We start from the raw sequence: 20,131 nt of genomic DNA, 5'->3' as shown, positions 1-20,131 counted from the left end.
TTTCAGGTGCTAGCTTATGCTGTGGGGAGGTGTGTCATTACGTAGTCTCAATCGGCGGCGGCACGGGCAGCCGCAGGCCAGCCTGCTCCAGCAAAGGAATGACGGCTTCTCCGAAATAGGCCAGCTCGGGTTCGTAATCGTAGAAGGTGATCTGAATGCCGTCGATGCCTGTGGCATGCAGCTGCTGAAGCTGGTCCGCAACTTCCTCCGGCGAGCCAATGATGTGCAGGTGTCCGCCGACAGCGCGGCCTCTGGCTGAATGCTCCAGCCAGGACTGGCTGTCTCCGGCCGCGTGGCGGGCCGTGAAGCTGCGGATCGAATCCAGATCGGCATGATCCATGATCGACTGGTAATAAGCAAAGGCTTCTTCACGGGTCGGACGCACGATAATCGTCGGGTTGATAATAACCCGTACCTGACGGCCTCTTGCAGCGGCCGCCTCCTTAACCTTGGCAACGTGGGCGGGCAGCTTCGGCAGCGCTTCGGCCAGCTGCTCCCCGGCAGGGCTGGACACGAACACGATGTCGGAATAACGGGATGCATAGTCAAAGCCGGCCGGCGATCCCGACGCGGTAGCCAGAACCGGACGTCCAAAGCGTGGACGCGGCGAGACGTAAGCATTTTCCAGGGAGTAGAACTCCCCGCTGTAAGTCAGGTTGTCTTCACCTGCCCATAAGGCGTTGCAGATTTGCGTGAACTCGGCTGATTGGGCGTAACGACGATCGTGCTCGGTCCGGGTCATGCCGAACATGGAAGGTTCGTTCTCCGCGTAGCCGGTTACGATATTGGCGCCGAATCTTCCGCCTGAAATATGATCGGCTGTTGCCAGAAACTTGGCCAAATGCATCGGGTGCCAAGGTCCGTAGAGGACATGGATCGTACCCATCAGCAGAATGCGTTTCGTCACCGAGGCGAGGGCCACGGCGGAAATGAAAGGATCGAGGAAGTTCTCCCGGTAATGGGTCTCCCCTCCGAAGCCGCCTTTGGGCAGCCATTGGGACAAGCCGAAGGCAAGGTCAAATCCGAGCTTCTCCGCTTGCTGAGTCAGCCGTGAATTGTATGCAAAGGACCAATCCGTTCCACGCGGCAGGGTGGATTGCGACCAGCCCCCAGTCTGCAAAGGTAGAAATAAACCCAGCATCAGCGGCTGGGAGAAGGCCTTGGACAAAGGACTGTCCTGAAAATGCTGCGGCTCCGGCGGAGTCGGCAGCGTCTGCGTTACGGCGTTGGAGGCCTGGGATGTGCTGCTCATGATCAATCTACTCCTATCCGATAATCTCTCTTTACACCTGTTCTAATTCCGAAATGCGGGAATGGTGTCCCGATTTTTAAATCCGATATATACGATCATTATAATGTGAATTAAATGAAAATCAAGCGCAAATTGAAGCCGGGGCCGGCAAATAACGAAAAGAGGGCCCCGCTTCTGGACCCCCTGTTGTTCTATGGCTTAACTCCATCTTCAATAATATTTGGTCCGGGCTGCTGTCCAGCCCCTGCTCCAGGATCGGTGGCGGCCGTGTGCACGGCTATCAGCGAAGGCTGCGAAGGGTAAGTGTCCCGCGACAGCAGCTCCTCTTTGCCCGGCTGGCCGTCCGTCCACTTGATCCGGTAAGTCTCCACGATGTAGCCGGGTGTTCCCTGCTTGAGCGTCTGGCGAAGACCGGCGGGAAGAGCGGGATTGCTGATATAACGTACCCCTGGATTCAAGACCTTGACGGTTTGAGAACGCACGGTGTAATAAATATTGCTTGGCAGGTTGCCGAACAGCTTGACGGTCATAGCCCCGTTCCCCGCTTTGGCGCTGATCAGCAGGTAGCCGTTTGTGTTGTTTTTGAACTTGAAGTTGATGTAGCCGGTGGAAAAAGTCGCATCCTGTCCTTTGGGCAAATATCCGACAGGCTTGGAGTGATTGCGCCGCTCGACGATTTCGAGTCCGGCGCGGATCACGGCCCCGTACAGGGTGCCGGATACCTGGCAGATCCCGCCGCCTACCCCCGGAACCAGGCGGCCCTGAATGATGACCGGTGCTTCGCAGAAGCCGTACTTGCTTTCCGCTTTGCGGATGACCTCGCCGTAGTCGAAGACCTCGCCCGGCGCAAGCAGCATGCCGTCGATCACCTTGGCAGAAGCATCGACGTTATGGAGCCGACCGGAGGAGCCGGTCAGCCGGGTGGTGAATTGGGACACCCGCCGGTCAACGCCCTGGGCCTTCAGGCTGGCGACCGTCACGGGCGGGGAGGCCATTTCAAGCGGCAGCCCGATCTGCACAGGCTGGTTGTCCGGCTTGGTCCTGAACAGGCGCGGGGCCCGTTGGAGCAGCGCGTTCCCCAGTTGGTCCCAATTGATCCGCAGCGCCTGCACTTCCGGGATATAACCGATCTGGTCCCCGGGTTTAATAACCCGCTCGGCATTCTTCATCGCGCCGAATTGACGTGTCTCCCAGTCCTCGTTCAGTGTTTTCTTCAGCACGGAGTCGTCGAAATGGAGCTCGGGTTCCCAGCTTGTTTGGAAGGAATAACGGTACTTCGCTTTCTCCCATACGTTTCCTTCCTGCAGCCGGGCGAGCGCCTGGAGCAGTTCCGTTGACGTTATGCGAATTCCGCTGCGCGCCCACGTTGCTTTAATAGATAGGGCCGGCTCCTTGCTGACAAGCAGGATGGGCTGTTGAAGCAGCGCTTGCTTTTCTTGGTTCAGCAGGCTCGTCACCTGACTGGTCTCCATACCGCCTATAGGCAGACCGCCGATCGTGACGCCGCGCGGAACGGTGGTTTGTCCGGCATAAAGGAGCAGGGCTCCCCACAAGGCGGCCGCGGCCAGCAGGAGGGAGGCGGAGGAATAAATCAGCAGCTTTTTATTCTTCATTGGCAGGCTGTCCCTCTCTTCCGAAACAGTTTGTACCCTTGTCTCTCTATATGTATGCAAAGGATTGGAAGAAAAGCAGGAAAAATTTTGGTACTCAAAAGGTAACAAATTTGTTACAATAAAAATCAGGCTGATGAAATTACTCGTCTTTTAAAGGAAATGACTGGATCGTGTCGAAGTATAAAGACAGCTGTTGCCATTTTACGTTCTATTTTTATACCAACGAGATTTAGGAAGTGATGCAGTGATTGAAATGCAAGATGTCTGGAAGACTTATCCGAATGGAACCCATGCGCTTCAGGGGATTTCTGTTAAGATCGACCGGAACGAATTTGTTTATATTGTTGGTCCCTCCGGTGCGGGGAAATCGACATTCATGAAGCTAATCTATAGAGAAGAAGTACCCACCAAAGGCCAAATTTCGGTAAGCGGGTTTAACATCGGCAAGCTGAAACCGCGTAAAATCCCGTACGTCCGCCGCAATATCGGCGTTATTTTTCAGGATTTCCGGCTTCTGCCCAAGATGACGGCTTACGAGAACGTGGCCTTTGCGCTTGAGGTGATCGAAGCGCCGAAGAAGATCATCCGCAAACGGGTGCTGGAGGTGCTGGATCTGGTCGGCCTCAAGAATAAAGCGAACCGCCTGCCGGCCCAGCTCTCAGGCGGCGAGCAGCAGCGCGTGGCGATTGCCCGCGCAATCGTCAACAATCCGACCGTAATCATTGCGGACGAGCCTACCGGGAACCTTGATCCCGAGACGTCCTGGGAGATCATGCAGCTCCTGGATGAGATCAATTTCCGGGGAACAACCATTGTGATGGCTACCCACAACAAAGATATCGTTAACACCATGCGCAAACGGGTTATCGCCATTGAGCATGGCAACATCGTACGCGACCAGGCGAGAGGAGAATACGGTTATGACTTTTAGAACCTTCTTGCGGCATTTGCGGGAGGGGATGAAGAACGTATTCCGCAACGGCTGGATGTCCGTAGCCTCCATTACGTCCATTATTGTTTCATTATTTATACTCGGGGTGTTCGTCCTGCTGGTGATCAACGTCAATTCGTTTGCGGATGAGGCTGACAGCCAGGTGCAGATCAGTGCTTTCCTCAACACGGGAGTAGACGGCACCACGCGCCAGCAGCTGCAAACCGCGATTGAAAGCATGCCTGAGGTCAGCAAGGTAACCTTTGTGGATAAGGCGCAAGGCTTGAAGGACCTTCGCGAGAAGCTGGGCGCGGACGGCAACGATCTGCTCGAAGGCTACACAGAGGAGACGAATCCGATCCCCGATACTCTCAAAGTGGAGGTTATCGAGCCGTCTACCGTCTCTTTTGTGGCAGGCAAGATTCAGGATTTGAACAAGCAGTACAGCGCCGACCAGCAGCCGATCTATAAGGTTAGGTATGGCAAAGGAACCGTTGAGAAGCTGTTTAAAGTAACGCGGCTTATCCGCAATATCGGTTTTGCTTTTGTAGCCGGATTGGGATTGATGGCAATGTTCCTGATTTCCAACACGATTCGTGTAACCATTCTGGCGCGGCGCCGGGAGATCGGCATCATGAAGCTGGTCGGCGCAACCAATTCGTTCATCAGGTGGCCTTTCTTTGTGGAAGGGGCCTTGATCGGCCTGATCGGCTCCCTTGTTACCGCAGCTCTGCTCTTTGCAGGGTACCAGACGCTTGAGAATACGATCGGCTTTGATGTAACGCTTAATTTCCGCCTTGTCCCGCTGCGGCAGTTCGGTTATCCGCTTGGCGGACTTCTCGTCCTGCTGGGCGTTCTGATCGGCGTTTGGGGCAGTACCGTGTCGATCCGTAAGTTCTTGAAGGTGTAGTTAGCTATTGTAATTTCACTGTTATCGAATATCAAGCGAGTAGAGGTCTTTGGTTAGCAGAACATTCGACATCGGAGCGGTTCTAATCGGCCTCTAGTCCATGCCGGAAAGTCAAACTGATACAGAAACGGAGAATTAGATATTGAAAAAGTGGATTTCTGTCGTTGCCGTTATCGTTTTGGCCATAGGGCTGGTACAGCCTGCCCAAAGTTTTGCAGCTAAGAGAAGCATCGACCAGATTGATCAGGAGCTTAAAGCGCTCAAGGAGCAGGCGAAGCAGGCTCAGGCGAAGCAGGACCAGGCTGAGAAGCAGGGTCAAATCGCCCAGCACTACGTCAATAAGAATACGAATTACTTAAACGACCTGCTTGCTCAAATCAAAACAGTGAGCAATGAACTGGCTGGCATATCCAAGGAGATCAGCGATGCAGAAGACCAGCTGCGCCAAACGGCGAAAGAGCTGGACGAAACCGAGCAGCGGATTCAGGAACGCAGCAAGCTGCTCGACAACCGGGTTCGGCTGATGTATACAGACGGTGCCGTCTCTTATTTGGATGTTGTGTTGTCTTCGACCAGCTTCTCCGACTTCCTGGACCGGATCGACACGCTGACGGCGATCGCTAACCAGGACAAACAGCTGCTCGAGGAACACAAGAAAGACAAGGAACTGGTGCTCCAGGAACAGAAGGAGCTTGAAGCCGGGTATGCCAAAACCAAGAAGCTGTATGCGGAAGCCGAATCCCGCAAGCAGGTGCTGGCCGACAAGGAGCAGGAGAAGCAGCAGCTGATTGCCCAGTACAGTGATGAAGTTGAGGAGAATGACGACATCAGCGCCGAGCAGGACAAAATTCTCGTCGAGCTCGTCACCAAGCAGGCGGCGCTTGAGAAAGAGAAGAACAAAATCCGTGCCGAGCAGATCTATACTTATAAGAAGCAGCAGGCGGCTAAAGCAGCGGCAGCCAAGAAAGCGTCAGAGGTGCCTGCCTCGTCGCATTATGCTACCGGAGACGGCTCGCTCGGTCTGCCTGTTGGACATGCTCGTATCTCTTCGCCGTTCGGCTATCGGATTCACCCGATTACCGGCGTGAAGAAGCTGCATGCCGGTGTGGACTTTGCCGTGCCGATCGGAACGGACGTTCATGCTGCCGAAGGCGGCGTCGTAGTGCTGGCGGAATGGTACAGCGGCTACGGCAATGCAGTGATCGTTGACCACGGCAATAATACATGGACGATTTACGGTCATCTAAGCAAATTCAAGGTAGAAAAAGGCGACACGGTCAAACGTGGCGAGGTGATTGCCGAATCCGGCAACACAGGCCAGTCGACCGGACCGCATCTTCATTTCGAGGTTCGCGTAAACGGTGAACCAACCGACCCAATGCCATTCCTGGCTTACTAAACGGAAACAGCTATTATAATCCGGTAAATATTTCGGACAAGCCGAACATATAATACAATAGAATGGATAATTGTGGGACGGATGCTTCTCCAAGGCTTTTTTTGGGAGGGGCATCCGTTTCTGAACAATCGGTGATCATGAACCGGTCCTTCCGGTTACAGGTTACAGCTGAACAACAAAAAGGCGGTGCATGATTGATGTTCAAGAAACAGACGGTGATCCTGCTGATGCTCGTAACGCTGCTTGGCAGCAGCGTATTGACCCTGCTCTTTACCGGGCAGCTGAATTTTGCGGCCGGCGAGAGCAGGGCTTCGACGGCAGGCCTGCTGTCTGAGCTGTCATCCGGCCAGTCCGGCAGCAGTAAAGCGGATTTAAGCAAGCTTGAGACCGCGCTGAAGCTGGTCAAACAGAATTATTATCAGGACGTGGATACAACCAAGCTGGTAGACGGGGCGATCCAGGGGATGATGAACGCGCTGGACGATCCTTTTTCCTCTTATATGAGCAAAGAGACGGCCCAGGAATTTAATTCGCAGATTCAAGGCTCCTTCTCTGGAATAGGGGCGGAGGTATCGCTGGAGAACGGCAAAGTGGTTGTGGTATCGCCGATCAAAGGTTCGCCGGCCGAGCAGGCGGGCATCCGGGCCAAAGACGTGCTTCTGTCGGTGAACGGCGAATCGCTGGAAGGCTTAAGCCTGAATGAAGCGGTTGCCAAAATCCGCGGGCCGAAGGGCAGCAGCGTAGAGATCAAAGTGCAGCGGAGCGGAACGTCTGAGCCGATGACTTTTACTATCAAACGGGACGATATTGCACTGGAGACCGTCTACGCCAAAATGACGGACGATAAGATCGGCTTGATTGAAGTGACCGAGTTCTCGCTGAACACGGATCAGCGTTTCAAAGATGAGCTGACCAAGCTGGAGAGCCAGGGCATGAAAGGTCTGGTCATTGATGTGCGGAACAATCCGGGCGGCGTGTTGTCCGTTGTAGAGAATATGGCGGGCCTGCTGGTGCCGAAAGGCAAAACGATTGTGCAGGTGGAGAACAAAGCCGGCCAGCGTGAGAAAATGCTTTCGACCGGTTCCAGCACAGGCAAAGCTTATCCGGTTGTCGTGTTGACGAATAAAGGCAGCGCCAGCGCTTCCGAGATTTTGGCAGGCGCACTGAAAGAGTCCGCCGGGGCGAAGCTGATCGGCGAGACCACTTACGGCAAAGGGACCGTGCAGCAGAGCTATGACAAGGAATTCGGCGACGGCAGCCTGATCAAGATCACGATGGCCAAGTGGCTGACGCCAAACGGAGAATGGATTCACAAGAAGGGAATCAAACCGGATATTGCCGTTGATCAGCCTGCTTATTTCTCTGTGGCGCCAATCAACAAGGATACTTCGCTCAGCTATGACAGCAACAGCGACGATGTGAAGAGCGCGCAGACGATGCTGCTGGGGCTTGGTTATAAGCCGGGCCGCGACGACGGCTATTTTAGCAAAGAGACGGTAGCCGCGGTCAAGCAGTTCCAGGTGGACCACAAGCTGACCGAAAGCGGCAGCATCGACAAGCAGACGGCCGAACAGCTCGAAGCCGCTTTGGTGCAGAAAATCGCCGACCCGGTGAACGATGCGCAGCTGAACCGCGCGTACGAAGAAATCCGGAAGGAAATCGGCACTTCGGCGTCGAAATAAAAGAATCAAGCTGGGAAGGCTGGAAAGCAGCCTTCCTTTTTTCTTGAGAGCAGGGAATGTTCAACAAGCTAAAGGAGAGTGATCGCTTTGGATCTTCTTATGGAATGGCTATCCAACTTTGCACAAGCCGGAGCCGAACTGCTCCTGCAGCCGTTCTATTATATTTCGATTATTTTAATTGCGCTGCAATACCGCAGACAGGTCCTGCTGGAGCGGAAGCTGTTCCATGTGCGGCTGAACCGCTGGGGACTGCAAACGTGGAGAACCTTTCTCGGCGGGCTGCTGGCCGGTATCGGCGTTTCTATGGTTTCTTTGTTTCTGGGTATGAATCTCAGCATGGAAGGCGTACTGCTCATCTGGGGAGCGTCCATCCTGCTGATGCTGTTTAAAGTCCGTTATCTTTGTCTCGCTTATGCGGCCGGTCTGCTTGGCGTCATCCAGTTCGTGGTGAACCGGCTGCCGGAGGGACCGGCAAGCGGATTCGGCGCCGAGCTGCTCGGGGCTGTTCGGGATTTGAATGTGCCGGCGCTGCTGGCGCTGGCGGGGCTGCTGCATATCGCGGAAGCCTTGCTGGTGCGCTGGCAGGGTGCTTCTTTTGCAGGACCGCTGTTCTATGAAGGGAAGAGAGGCCGCCCGGTCGGCGGTTATCAAATGCAAAGCCTCTGGCCGGTTCCGCTGTTTCTGCTAATCCCGGCACACACCACAGGCAGCGTCCTTCCTTGGACGCCCGTATTTGGCGGAGACGCTTGGCTCGGGGGTTTTGCGCTTGCCGGCCTGCCGGTTATGATCGGCTTCTCGGAGATGACGACCAGCCTGCTGCCGAAAGCCAAAGTCAAGCTGACCTCCAGCCGACTGCTGTTTTACGGCCTGCTGGTGCTTGGCGCGGCGCTGCTGGCCCGCTGGTTCAGCGGATTTACGCTGGCTGCCGCGCTGCTGGCTTTCGTGCTGCACGAAGGCCTGATCTGGTACAGCCGGTTCGAGGAGCAGAATCGCAGCCCGTTTTTTGTTCATCCGGACCGCGGGCTCAAGGTGCTCGCCGTCCTGCCGGGCAGTCCGGCAGAGGAGCTGGGCATTGCCGCGGGCGAAACGATTGCCCGTGTGAACGGCGCAGCCGTCAACACGAAAGAGGAGCTGCACGAGGCGCTGCGGATGAACCCGGCGTTCTGCAAGCTTGAGGTGCTGAATCTCGCCGGGGAGATCAAATTCGCGCAGCGTGCGATCTATGCGGGCGAGCACCACCAGCTCGGCGTGGTGCTGGCGCCCGACGAAGACGCCCCGGCCGTGGTCCGGCCAGGGGCGGTGTCGCTGCTTGGGCTGCTTGCGCCCAAGCGCAGTGCGGAGCCGCGCAGCGACCGCGGCTCGCAAGGCCGTTCGGGGCGCGCTCAAGAGAAGCCGGCCGAATTATAAAGAGGACAGGCTCTGCTGTCGTTCTCCTGCTCGGCGCTGGAGCCAAGAACAGCGTTTATAACGTGGGAGATATGGGAAGATGCAGGCGTCGTTAACGTAATATAGTACCTTTCAGGCTGAACACCAAAGAGGCTGAAGCCCCCATTAACGGGAGCTTCAGCCTCTTTGTCATAGGCCCGCGCCTGCACTGCAGGGCCGACTGCAAGGCGGGCAGCAGTTCTTTTATCGGCGGTTATTGTTAACTTAGATGTAATAAAGTCCACCGGTGAACGGGAACGGAATCGGGAACGCGCCCTCCAGCCGCTTCTGCAGTTCATCCGGCAGCTTGAAGCCATCCTCTGCATCCATTTTCTGGAAGATCATGGCACTTAATTGGTCGGTGCTCAGCTCAGCTGCCGTTTGCCCGTCTAACAGCAGCGCTGCCGACGTCTCGTCCGCTGAAGCCGTGACCGAAATTCGGGCGGCGCCCGGATTTTTATCCGTCAAATAAGGAAGCAGCTGCTGCCAGAGTTTGGCCGGATCCAGGATTTTGATTGTACCTTCGTTCGCACGGGCTTCTGAAGCGAAGCCGCTCCGATCCAGCTCCTGAATCAACTCCAACCGGTGCAGGCCCACCGGGAACTTCAGCGACTTGAGCCCATGCTCCGTCATCGCTTTCAAACATAAAGCCGCGATGGCCGCAGGCTCACCGGCCGCTTCAATGACTAGGGGGGCAGCGGTTACGTGCTCGCCGTAAGGAACGCCGATCACCGCAAACGCGGCGGCTTCGCCATTCTCCCGCTCGGCAATCCAGGTGCGGTGGGACAGCTTATAGCAGCTGGCCAGCGGTTCGGCCTGAATCAGCCTGGACAGATCGTACAGACTTAAATCGTAGTGCGTGAGTTCCTGTGCATAGAGGCCGGCCATAGCCGAGAAATCTTTGGCTTCCGCCGGTCTGCTCCGGTAAGCTGCCTCAGCATTGATTTCATGATGAAGAATATGCAGGGCGTCTGTAGGCGGCGTCAGCACATACTGCCGCATCTGGCCGAACGTCCGGCAACCTGCCCGCAAGTACAGGGAACGATCTCCGGATACGAGCATCAGTGAAGCTCCTGCCTCACGCATATGGCTCATCGCCTGATCCAGCAGCTTGCTGGCATAACCTTTGCCGCGAGCGTCCTCATGCGTGCAGACCGAACCGATGGAATAGACCTGCAGCGCGGCAGGACCTACCGTGATTCGGGCCGGGACGATTCCCATGAACGCAACCAGCTTGCCCTGGTCGTATACCCCCAATGATTCCGGAGCTTCCGCTGCAAAAATATAAGGAAACGCTATTCCCATTGATTTCTGTTCCTGATCACGAAATACCAGATCCGCAAGCTGTGCGGCTTCCTGAAGCTCTCCGGTCTCCAGCACCCGAAGTTCTGCCATAAAGACCCCTCCCAAAGAAATATTAAGAATGAATGGCCGCGACGAAGATGTGTCGATTTCCTTAACTATGAAGAAAACGATTTACTTTTTCAAGTCTTTAACTATAATTTGGTTAGGTACTTCATTTTCGGAACCTCATTACCGATGATATAGACAAGCTCCGGATATAGAGCCGCCTGAAAAATGTTAATAAAGAGCACTTACATAGAACATACATCAAAAAGGGAGAGAAGAATATGAGCAATTTTGATGAATTAGTCAAATCGCGGCGTTCGGCCATGAAATTTCAGACCGATGTGGAGATCAGCCAGCAGGAGCTCGCGGAAATGTTCCGCATGACGAGCTTTGCGCCTTCCTGCTATAACCTCCAGCACACGCATTATGCGGCCGTGACCGATCCGGAATTGAAGCTCCAGTTAAAGGAAGCAGCCTTCGGACAGCATAAAGTGGTTATGTCCTCGGCAGCCATTATCGTGCTCGGCGATTTGGAGGCCCACAAGAAAGGCGAAGAGATTTACGGCGGCATGCTGAATCTGGGGATGCTCAGCCAGCTCGATTACGATATGATGCTGAAAATGGTCGAGGACCTTTACGAATCGCGCGGCAGTGACTTCGCCCACGAGGAAGCGGTGCGGAATGCTTCCTTATCGGCCATGCTGTTTATGCTGATCGCCAAAGACCGGGGCTGGGACACCTGTCCGATGATCGGCTTTGATCCGGCCAAGGTGAAGGAAATTCTGAACATTCCCGATCACCTGGTGCCGGTGCTCATGATTACTTTGGGCAAAGAGGATACGTCCAAACAGCGCCCGCGCGGCTATCGCAAGCCGGTTAATGAATTTGTAACCTTCGGCAAGTTCAGCTGAGAAGAATAAAAGGATATAACAAGGGAAATGGAAAACCGGACTGGCGGGGACCCCAATCCCGGGGCAGATCAGCGGATGTGACTTTGTACAACATCGCCAGTTATCCGCAGGATTTTGTTGCGAGATCCGAATATCCCGGTGTGATGGCCTCATTAAACAAAGACATAGCAGAGGTTATGGATTTGATGGAAGAGTAGGCTTTATAGGGACGGGGAGTATGGAAAAATAAAAGGCTGCCCAAGGTCATTCGAATGACCTGGGCAGCCTTTGTATGTTAACACTAGGCCGCACAAATAGGCCGCACCAAAAATCTTCGTCACTGCTGCAGCTGCCGCAGCACGGTAATTTCCACGCGGCGGTTCTTCTGACGGCCGGCCGCGGTCGAGTTGTCGGCTGCGGGGTGAGTATCCGCATAACCTGCATATTGGAAGTGGTCTGCATCCAGATGCATAGTATCAATAAAATAACGGAGCACCGACAAAGCCCGTGCCCCTGAAAGCTCCCAATTGTCTTTATATTGGGAAGAATGCACGATAGGCAGGCTATCGGTATGTCCCTCGATGCTGATCTTGGTGTCCAGCTTGCTGAACAAGCTGCCCAGCCTGGACAGGGTTTTCTCAGAACCCGGCTTCAAAGCCGCTTTGCCGGTATCAAACAGAAACTGGTCGCTGAGCGTAATAGCGATGCCCTGTGGCTTATCGGTTACAAAAATCTGATTGTCCAGATGGTTCTCCTGCACATACTGCTGAATCATTTTCATCAGATTGGCCAGCTGCTCCTCCTGCTTGCGGAAGGCCAGCTCCCGGTCCGTCAAAGGCGTATCGCCGGCGGCTGACTTGCCGCCGCTGTCAGGCTCGCTTGGAGCGGGCGAATCGGACGGGGCCGGGCTGGCCGCCGGATGGTCGGCCCCGTTCGGGAAATCCGAACCCGTCAGGCCCGGATTTCCCTCCAGAACCGATTTGCCGCCGCTGCTGTTGTGGAACGTAAGCTGCAGGGATTGGGAGACGCTTTTGTATTTCTCCGTATCAAGCCGGCTCATCGCATACATGATGACAAAGAAGATCAGCAGCAGCGTAATCAGGTCGGCGTACGTAATCATCCACCGGTCTTTGCCTTCTCCGCCGCCGCTGCGCTTCCGGTTGGCGCGCTGTCTCATAAGCTGTCCTCGGCTTCCTGGTCAAGCCGCCGTCTGTCGGGCTTGTCCGCCTCGCGCGGCCCTGCCGCAAACGATTCAAGCTTCTTGCGGAGCAGCAGCGGATGATCGCCGTTCTGCAGGGACAACACGCCAAGCGTAATCATCTCCATGCGCTGAACCTCTTCTTCGCTGCGGGATTTGATCTTGGAGGCAATCGGCAGGAATATCAGATTCGCGCTGGCCACGCCGTACAAGGTTGCAGTGAAAGCAAGCGCGATGGACGGGCCGAGGTCGGTCGGCTCCTGCAGGCTGCCCAGCACATGGATAAGGCCCATGACGGTGCCGATGATCCCCATCGTTGGCGCATAACCGCCGGCTGCTTCGAAGATTTTGGCGAAACCTTCCCAGCGGCTTTCATGGGCGTCGATCTCGAGCTCCATGATTTCCTTGACGAGCGGCTGATCCGTCCCGTCTACCACAAGCTGCACCCCTTCGCGCAGGAAAGGGTCCGTGTGCGCTTCCCCCTGACGCTCCAGCGCCAGAAGGCCGCTGCGCCGGGAAATGGATGCCATATTGGAAATATCTTCAATCAGGGCTTCCGAATCATGACGCCGCGAACGAAAGGCGAACGCCAGCGCCTTCGGGATTGTCTTCAGCTTGGCCGGGGAGAAGCTGACCATGACGGCTGCTGCTGTTCCCCCAAATACAATCAGCGCTGCTGTAACCTGCAGAAGGCCGCCCATATGGCCGCCTTCCCACAGAAAGCCTCCTACTACGGCAGCAATTCCTATTAAAATACCTATAATCGTTATAAAATCCATCGTCAGTCCTCACTCCTTATTCTTGGGGACGGTAATCAGGCCGTCTGCCTGGACTTTCCGTTTGCATCCATTCCATGAAACAGTTATAATACATGGGAACACGCATTCTTATAGGATGGCGGGTACAGACCGGGTATATAATGATAGATGCAGAAACGGAGTTGCCTTCTAACCCTTTTATCGGCGAAGGTTACCCGTTTTTGTTGCATACCAAACATTTTGATTGGACTTGGAACCTATCGAATGATATCGAATCATGCAGCTTGTTGACATATAGAAAGAATCATAGTTCCCATTTTAGACGATAAGGGTGATGTTGGACAATGAGTGATATTGTCGTCAGTAACCAGAAATTCGAGCTGGTTTCCGAATTTCAGCCTCAAGGCGATCAGCCGAAGGCAATTGAAGAGCTGGTGGAAGGCATTAGACAAGGCAAGAAGCATCAGACACTGCTCGGCGCAACAGGCACAGGCAAGACCTTTACCATCGCCCAGACGATTGCCAAGCTGAACCGTCCGACGCTGGTGATTGCTCACAACAAGACGCTCGCAGCCCAGCTGGCCAGCGAGTTCAAGGAATTTTTCCCGAACAATTCGGTGGATTATTTCGTCAGCTACTACGATTATTATCAGCCGGAAGCCTATATTCCGTCTTCCGATACTTATATTGAGAAGGACTCCAGTATTAATGAGGAAATCGACAAGCTGCGGCACTCGGCGACCAGCTCGCTGTTTGAACGCCGCGATGTCATTATCGTAGCCAGTGTATCCTGCATCTATGGCCTCGGTTCTCCGGTGGAATACGGCAACCTGCTGCTGTCGCTGCGGGTCGGTATGGAGAAGCCGAGAAATCAGATTTTGTCGCGGCTCGTTGACATCCAGTATCAGCGCAATGACATCAATTTTGTGCGCGGCACGTTCCGTGTCCGCGGCGATGTGATCGAGATTTTCCCGGCCTCGAAGAGTGAGCATGCGATCCGGGTGGAATTTTTCGGCGATGAAATTGAACGTATTACCGAAATCGACGTGCTGACCGGCGAGCTGATTGGCGAGCGCGATCATGTTGCGATCTTCCCGGCATCTCACTTTGTTACCCAGGAAGAGACCATGCGGGTGGCGCTGGTCAATATCGAACGCGAGCTGGAGCAGCGTCTGGAAGAGCTGCGGGGCAAGGGCAAGCTGCTGGAAGCCCAACGCCTGGAGCAGCGCACGCGTTATGACATCGAGATGATGAAGGAGGTTGGCTTCTGCTCGGGCATCGAGAACTATTCGGGACCGCTGACCTTCCGCGAGCGTGGAGCTACGCCTTATACGCTGCTGGATTATTTTCCGGACGATATGCTGGTCGTGATTGACGAATCCCACGTGACTCTGCCGCAGATCCGGGCGATGTACAACGGTGACCAGGCGCGCAAAACGGTGCTCGTCGAGCATGGCTTCCGTCTGCCTTCGGCGCTGGATAACCGTCCGCTCAAATTCGAGGAATTTGAAGGGAAGGTCAACCAGATCATTTACGTGTCAGCGACACCTGGACCTTATGAGCTGGAGCATACGCCGGAAGTGGTCGAGCAGATCATCCGTCCGACAGGACTTCTGGATCCGATTATCGAGGTTCGCCCAACCAAGGGACAGATCGACGATTTGATCGTGGAGATCCGCGACCGAATCGAGAAGGATGAGCGGGTGCTGGTGACGACGCTCACCAAGAAGATGTCCGAGGATCTGACGGATTACCTGAAAGAGATCGGCATCAAGGTGAGGTATCTGCACTCCGATATCAAAACGCTGGAACGGATGGCGCTGCTGCGGGATTTGCGGCTTGGCGTCTATCATGTATTGATCGGCATCAACCTGCTGCGGGAAGGCCTTGACCTGCCGGAGGTTTCGCTTGTGGCTATCCTGGACGCGGATAAGGAAGGGTTCCTGCGCTCCGAACGATCCATGATCCAGACGATCGGCCGGGCCGCGCGGAACTCGGATGGGCGCGTTATTATGTACGCGGACAAAATCACCGAATCCATGGACAAAGCGATCAAAGAGACAGAACGCCGCCGCAGCATTCAGATGGCCTACAACGAGAAACACGGCATTACGCCGCAGACGATCCGCAAGAAAGTGCGTGACGTGATCGAAGCGACGAAAGCAGCGGAGAGCAAAGAGGATTATCTGCCGGACGCAGCGGGTAAGAAGATGAGCAAACGCGACCGCGAAGCCGTGATCAAACGGCTCGAGGCCGAAATGAAGGAAGCCGCAAAGAATCTGCAGTTCGAACGGGCCGCGCAGCTGCGTGACGCTATGCTGGAACTGAAGGCGGAATAAGGAGGATAAAGGAAGCATGGCTTTTGAGAATATCGTTGTGAAGGGCGCAAGAGCCCACAATTTGAAAAATATCGACATCACCATTCCGCGCGACAAGCTGGTCGTCATTACCGGTCTCAGCGGCTCGGGCAAATCGTCCCTCGCCTTTGACACCATCTACGCGGAAGGGCAGCGCCGCTATGTGGAATCTTTGTCCGCTTACGCCCGCCAGTTTCTCGGCCAGATGGAGAAGCCGGATGTAGACTCGATTGAAGGGTTGTCCCCGGCTATCTCGATCGACCAGAAGACAACGAGCCGTAATCCGCGTTCTACGGTCGGTACAGTAACGGAAATCTATGATTACTTGCGCCTTTTGTTTGCGCGGATCGGTAAACCCCACTGTCCGGATCACGGGGTTGAGATTACGTCTCAAACCGTTGAACAGATGGTGGACCGGATTATGCAGTATCCGGAGAAGACCCGCCTGCAGATTCTGGCTCCGGTCGTTTCAGGCCGCAAAGGCGAACACAAAAGTTTGTTCACGGAGATCAGCAAGCAGGGTTTCGTCCGCGTTCGCGTGAACGGCGAAATCCGCGACCTGTCGGAGAACATCGAGCTGGAGAAGAACAAGAAACATACTATCGAAGTAGTGGTTGACCGGATTGTGATTAAAGAGGACGTAGCTTCCCGGCTGGCCGACTCCATCGAAACCGCGCTGAAAATGTCCGGAGGTCAGCTTCTGGTTGACGTCATGGGCCAGGAAGAGCTGCGTTTCAGCTCCAATTATGCTTGTCCGATCTGCGGCTTCAGCATGGAGGAGCTGGCACCGCGGATGTTCTCCTTCAACAGCCCGTTCGGGGCTTGTCCCGATTGTGACGGCCTCGGCGTCAAAATGGTCATCGACCCGGACCTGCTCGTTCCCGATAACAGCAAAAGCATTGAGGAAGGTGCATTTGAAGCGTGGGCCGGCGGATACTCCAACTATTATCCGCAGTTCCTGAAATCGGTCGCCGAGCATTACGGCATCCCGATGGACGTTCCGGTTTCGGAATTGTCGAAGGAGCAGATGAAGGTGCTGCTGTACGGAACGGGACAGACGAAGATCCGTTTCCGCTATACGAACGATTTCGGACAAAGCAAAGATGCTTACGTGACGTTCGAAGGGATCGTTAACAATTTGGAGCGCCGTTACCGCGAAACCGGTTCGGAAGGCATCCGTGAATATATTGAAGGATTTATGGCAGCCAAACCCTGCGAGACGTGCAAAGGCCACCGGTTGAAAAGAGAAGTGCTGGCCGTAACGGTCGGTTCTGCCAACATTGCTCACGTGACGGATTTATCAATTGGCGATGCGATGAATTTCTTTAACGGCCTGGAATTGAACGAGAAGGACCGGGCCATCTCCAATCTGATTCTCAAAGAAATCAACAGCCGCCTCGGCTTCCTGGTCAACGTCGGTCTGGATTACCTGACGATGAGCCGGGCAGCAGGCACCTTGTCCGGCGGGGAAGCCCAGCGCATCCGGCTGGCGACGCAGATCGGCTCTCAACTGATGGGTGTCCTGTACATTCTGGACGAGCCGAGCATCGGACTGCATCAGCGGGATAACGACAAGCTGATTGCCACGCTCGGGCAAATGCGTGATCTCGGCAACACGCTGATTGTGGTCGAGCATGACGAAGATACGATGCTGGCATCCGATTATATTATCGACATTGGTCCCGGCGCCGGTATTCATGGCGGTCAAGTCATTTCACAAGGCACACCGCAGGAGGTTATGGACGATCCGAAATCGCTCACCGGTCAATACCTGAGCGGGAAGAAATTTATTCCGGTGCCGCTGGAACGGCGGAAGACGGATAACCGCTGGATTGAGGTCCGCGGCGCGAAGGAGAACAACCTGAAGAACATCAACGTCAAGTTCCCGATCGGGGTGTTCACGTCCGTGACCGGCGTATCCGGTTCCGGCAAATCGACGCTGGTCAATGAGATTTTGTATAAAACGTTGGCCCGTGACCTGAACAAAGCGAAGATCCGTCCGGGTCAATACAAAGAAATTCGGGGTCTGGAGCATGTGGAGAAGGTTGTCGACATTGACCAGTCTCCGATCGGCAGAACGCCGCGCTCCAATCCGGCGACTTACACCGGCGTGTTCGACGATATCCGCGATCTGTTCTCTCAGACGAACGAGGCCAAGGTGCGCGGCTATAAGAAAGGCCGCTTCAGCTTCAACATTAAGGGGGGGCGCTGCGAGGCCTGCAACGGCGACGGCATCATCAAGATTGAAATGCACTTCCTGCCGGACATTTACGTGCCTTGCGAGGTCTGCAAAGGCAAACGTTATAACCGCGAAACGCTCGAAGTGAAATATAAAGGAAAAAGCATTGCCGATGTGCTGGAAATGACGATCGAGGATGCAACGGATTTCTTCCAGAACATTCCGAAAATCCACCGCAAGCTGCAAACCTTGCTTGATGTAGGTTTGGGTTACGTGAAGCTGGGACAGCCTGCCACGACGTTGTCCGGCGGGGAAGCTCAGCGCGTCAAGCTCGCTTCCGAGCTGTACCGGCGCAGCACCGGCAAGACGATCTACATTCTGGACGAGCCGACCACCGGCCTCCATGTCGATGACATTGACCGTTTGCTGACCGTACTCCAGCGTCTTGTGGACTCCGGTGAAACGGTTGTGGTCATTGAACATAATCTGGATGTCATCAAAACCTCCGATTATATTATCGACCTCGGTCCGGAAGGCGGCAGCGGGGGAGGCACAATCATTGCTACCGGCACGCCGGAGCAGATCGTGAAGGTGCAGGAATCCTATACCGGACGGTACCTGAAACCGATCCTGGAACGGGATACCCAACGCAGCGCGGAGCTTCTGCAGCTGCAGAAGTAAGGGCCCCTTCTTCAAGCATAGGGAATCAACCAGAAGCGGCAGACTCTTGAAGGTCTGCCGCTTCTCTTTCTTCTGTCAATAGGTTACGCCTCTCTATTAACCGAATGCGGCTGGATTCGTATGAACGGAGGCGTGGAAAGAGCGGAGGAACGCAGAGGGATGAGGAATAGAGGCAGTTTTGTCAAAAGCCGCAAAAGCCTGTCAAACCGTCTTTTTTAGGTATAAAATTTTACATTTGCAAGGCGTTTCCAGCGATTGTTTCACTTTATAAACTGTGTTACATTGGAATCCAACACATAGATTGCTAGATAGATAGAAGCGTATACGGGTAGAGATTCGCTCGGCATATGCCATTTAAGGGAAAGGATTCGAGCCGATGAAAATAACTAACAAAATCAGTACGGCAGCGCTGCTGCTGGTATCTTTCATGCTTGCCGGAGGAAATCTGGCGGTTATGGCCAAGTCTGCAACCGGGGGAATTCAGTCAACAGCCGCGGCGGTGAACACGGTTCCAGCCATTGTTCAGAAGCTGACGCCATCTGTAGTGGGCATTATCGGAGAAGCGGCGGATAGTGGACAGGATCAAGGCTCGGGAGTTAGCAGTAGTGGAAGTACAGGAGCGCCGGCAGGCAGCTATAATCTGGCCCACGGTACAGGCGTCATTATTAAAGCCGATGGCTGGATCATCACCAATGCCCATGTGGTTGATGGCATTCTGGATCCAACGGTTGTTACTTCTTCCGGGAAATCCTATTCGATTGATCAATCTTACATAGACGAGGCCAGTGATATTGCACTTGTTCATATTAAGGCCACCGGGCTTAAGCCGGCAACGCTGGCTCCGGCGGGAAGAGTCATTCAGGTCGGTGAGAAGGTCGTGGCGCTCGGCACGCCGGTATCGTTCTCATTACGGGGATCAGCTACGGAGGGAATCGTCAGCGGTTTGAACCGTGCAGTCAACGCCTCCTACAAGCTGATTCAAACGGATGCCGCGATTAATCCTGGCAACAGCGGTGGACCGCTGCTGAATATGAAAGGCGAAGTTATCGGCATTAATTCAATGAAATATGAAGCGGTTGGCGTTGAGAATTTGGGCTTCTCCATTCCGTATGATACGGTCCGTTATGTGATCCAGCAGCTGTTTGCTAATGGGGAAGTACACCGGCCGGGACTTGGCGTGGAGCTTCAGGAGGGCTGGTCTGCCGAAATCGGACTGCCAAGCGATGATCCTTTGACCGTAACCAGCGTGGATTCACCGTCGGCTGTCAAAGCCGGAATTAAAGTCGGAGATAAGATTTACAGATTAAATAATATTTCCGTTACTTCCATTGTGGATGTCAATGAGCAGCTCAAGAAATACAAGCCGGGTCAGACCGTCACGTTGTGGATGCAGTCTGGCGGAGACATCGTCAAGCGCAGCCTGGTGCTTACTTTGGATGACAGCGGAAGCGATGCCGAAGGCGACGAATAAATCCGGGTTTAGCAGAATTTGAACTTATCTATTTC

General features: G+C 54.5%; 14 protein-coding genes. 9 read left to right on the top strand and 5 right to left on the bottom strand.

Features of this window, described 5'->3' with window-relative positions; translation table 11 throughout:
• Positions 1-37 precede the first annotated feature (37 nt).
• Together AWM70_RS16960 and AWM70_RS16955 are read right to left on the bottom strand one after the other, a co-directional pair.
• On the bottom strand, positions 38-1,252 hold the full coding sequence (locus tag AWM70_RS16960) for an LLM class flavin-dependent oxidoreductase (protein ID WP_083180382.1): 1,215 nt from the start codon (positions 1,250-1,252) through the stop codon (positions 38-40).
• A 191-nt stretch (positions 1,253-1,443) separates the two neighbouring features.
• Positions 1,444-2,865 carry a VanW family protein gene (locus tag AWM70_RS16955; RefSeq protein ID WP_068698361.1) on the bottom strand — a complete coding sequence of 474 codons (1,422 nt, stop codon included), beginning with the start codon at positions 2,863-2,865 and terminating at the stop codon, positions 1,444-1,446.
• A 244-nt stretch (positions 2,866-3,109) separates the two neighbouring features.
• Here AWM70_RS16955 and ftsE point away from each other — a divergent pair, with 244 nt between their 5' ends.
• From ftsE to AWM70_RS16930, 5 genes are all read left to right on the top strand, one after another.
• A complete protein-coding gene (gene ftsE / locus AWM70_RS16950) occupies positions 3,110-3,796 on the top strand; it encodes a cell division ATP-binding protein FtsE (RefSeq protein WP_068698359.1) in 687 nt (228 codons plus the stop codon).
• The gene (gene ftsX, locus AWM70_RS16945; RefSeq protein ID WP_068698357.1) at positions 3,786-4,706 is read left to right on the top strand and encodes a permease-like cell division protein FtsX; all 921 of its coding nucleotides are present in this window, start codon (positions 3,786-3,788) and stop codon (positions 4,704-4,706) included. Before ftsE ends, ftsX begins: the two co-directional genes overlap by 11 nt.
• Positions 4,707-4,848: 142 nt before the next feature.
• A complete protein-coding gene (locus AWM70_RS16940) occupies positions 4,849-6,105 on the top strand; it encodes a murein hydrolase activator EnvC family protein (protein WP_068698354.1) in 1,257 nt (418 codons plus the stop codon).
• 197 nt (positions 6,106-6,302) lie between these two features.
• Positions 6,303-7,787: a S41 family peptidase gene (locus AWM70_RS16935; protein ID WP_068698352.1), complete on the top strand. Its 1,485-nt coding sequence runs from the start codon at positions 6,303-6,305 to the stop codon at positions 7,785-7,787.
• An 87-nt stretch (positions 7,788-7,874) separates the two neighbouring features.
• Positions 7,875-9,194: a PDZ domain-containing protein gene (locus tag AWM70_RS16930; RefSeq protein ID WP_237167740.1), complete on the top strand. Its 1,320-nt coding sequence runs from the start codon at positions 7,875-7,877 to the stop codon at positions 9,192-9,194.
• A 243-nt stretch (positions 9,195-9,437) separates the two neighbouring features.
• Here the strand turns inward: AWM70_RS16930 and AWM70_RS16925 are convergent, their stop codons facing one another.
• A complete protein-coding gene (locus AWM70_RS16925) occupies positions 9,438-10,607 on the bottom strand; it encodes a GNAT family N-acetyltransferase (protein WP_068698350.1) in 1,170 nt (389 codons plus the stop codon).
• 236 nt (positions 10,608-10,843) lie between these two features.
• On the opposite strand from AWM70_RS16925, the gene AWM70_RS16920 reads away from it, so the two are divergent.
• Positions 10,844-11,473: a nitroreductase family protein gene (locus AWM70_RS16920; protein ID WP_068698348.1), complete on the top strand. Its 630-nt coding sequence runs from the start codon at positions 10,844-10,846 to the stop codon at positions 11,471-11,473.
• A gap of 316 nt (positions 11,474-11,789) precedes the next feature.
• On the opposite strand, the gene AWM70_RS16915 is transcribed toward AWM70_RS16920, so the two are convergent.
• Together AWM70_RS16915 and AWM70_RS16910 are read right to left on the bottom strand one after the other, a co-directional pair.
• Positions 11,790-12,629 (bottom strand): flagellar motor protein MotB, encoded by an 840-nt coding sequence (locus AWM70_RS16915; protein ID WP_068698346.1) that lies wholly within the window; start codon positions 12,627-12,629, stop codon positions 11,790-11,792.
• On the bottom strand, positions 12,626-13,429 hold the full coding sequence (locus AWM70_RS16910; RefSeq protein WP_068698344.1) for a flagellar motor protein: 804 nt from the start codon (positions 13,427-13,429) through the stop codon (positions 12,626-12,628). The genes AWM70_RS16915 and AWM70_RS16910 overlap by 4 nt, the downstream gene beginning before the upstream one ends.
• Positions 13,430-13,752: 323 nt before the next feature.
• Between AWM70_RS16910 and uvrB the strand changes: the two genes are divergently transcribed.
• The 3 genes from uvrB (at position 13,753) to AWM70_RS16895 (ending at position 20,096) form a co-directional block, all read left to right on the top strand.
• Positions 13,753-15,747 carry an excinuclease ABC subunit UvrB gene (uvrB, locus tag AWM70_RS16905; protein ID WP_068698342.1) on the top strand — a complete coding sequence of 665 codons (1,995 nt, stop codon included), beginning with the start codon at positions 13,753-13,755 and terminating at the stop codon, positions 15,745-15,747.
• 16 nt (positions 15,748-15,763) lie between these two features.
• On the top strand, positions 15,764-18,625 hold the full coding sequence (gene uvrA / locus AWM70_RS16900) for an excinuclease ABC subunit UvrA (RefSeq protein WP_068698340.1): 2,862 nt from the start codon (positions 15,764-15,766) through the stop codon (positions 18,623-18,625).
• A gap of 427 nt (positions 18,626-19,052) precedes the next feature.
• Positions 19,053-20,096, top strand: a complete 1,044-nt coding sequence (locus AWM70_RS16895; RefSeq protein WP_418303220.1) for a S1C family serine protease — start codon at positions 19,053-19,055, stop codon at positions 20,094-20,096.
• Positions 20,097-20,131 lie beyond the last annotated feature (35 nt).

Source organism: Paenibacillus yonginensis (assembly GCF_001685395.1).
GTDB classification, from domain to species: domain Bacteria; phylum Bacillota; class Bacilli; order Paenibacillales; family Paenibacillaceae; genus Fontibacillus; species Fontibacillus yonginensis.
The sequence above is the reverse complement of the archived record's forward strand: the minus strand, read 5'-3'. Positions and strand labels throughout refer to the sequence as shown.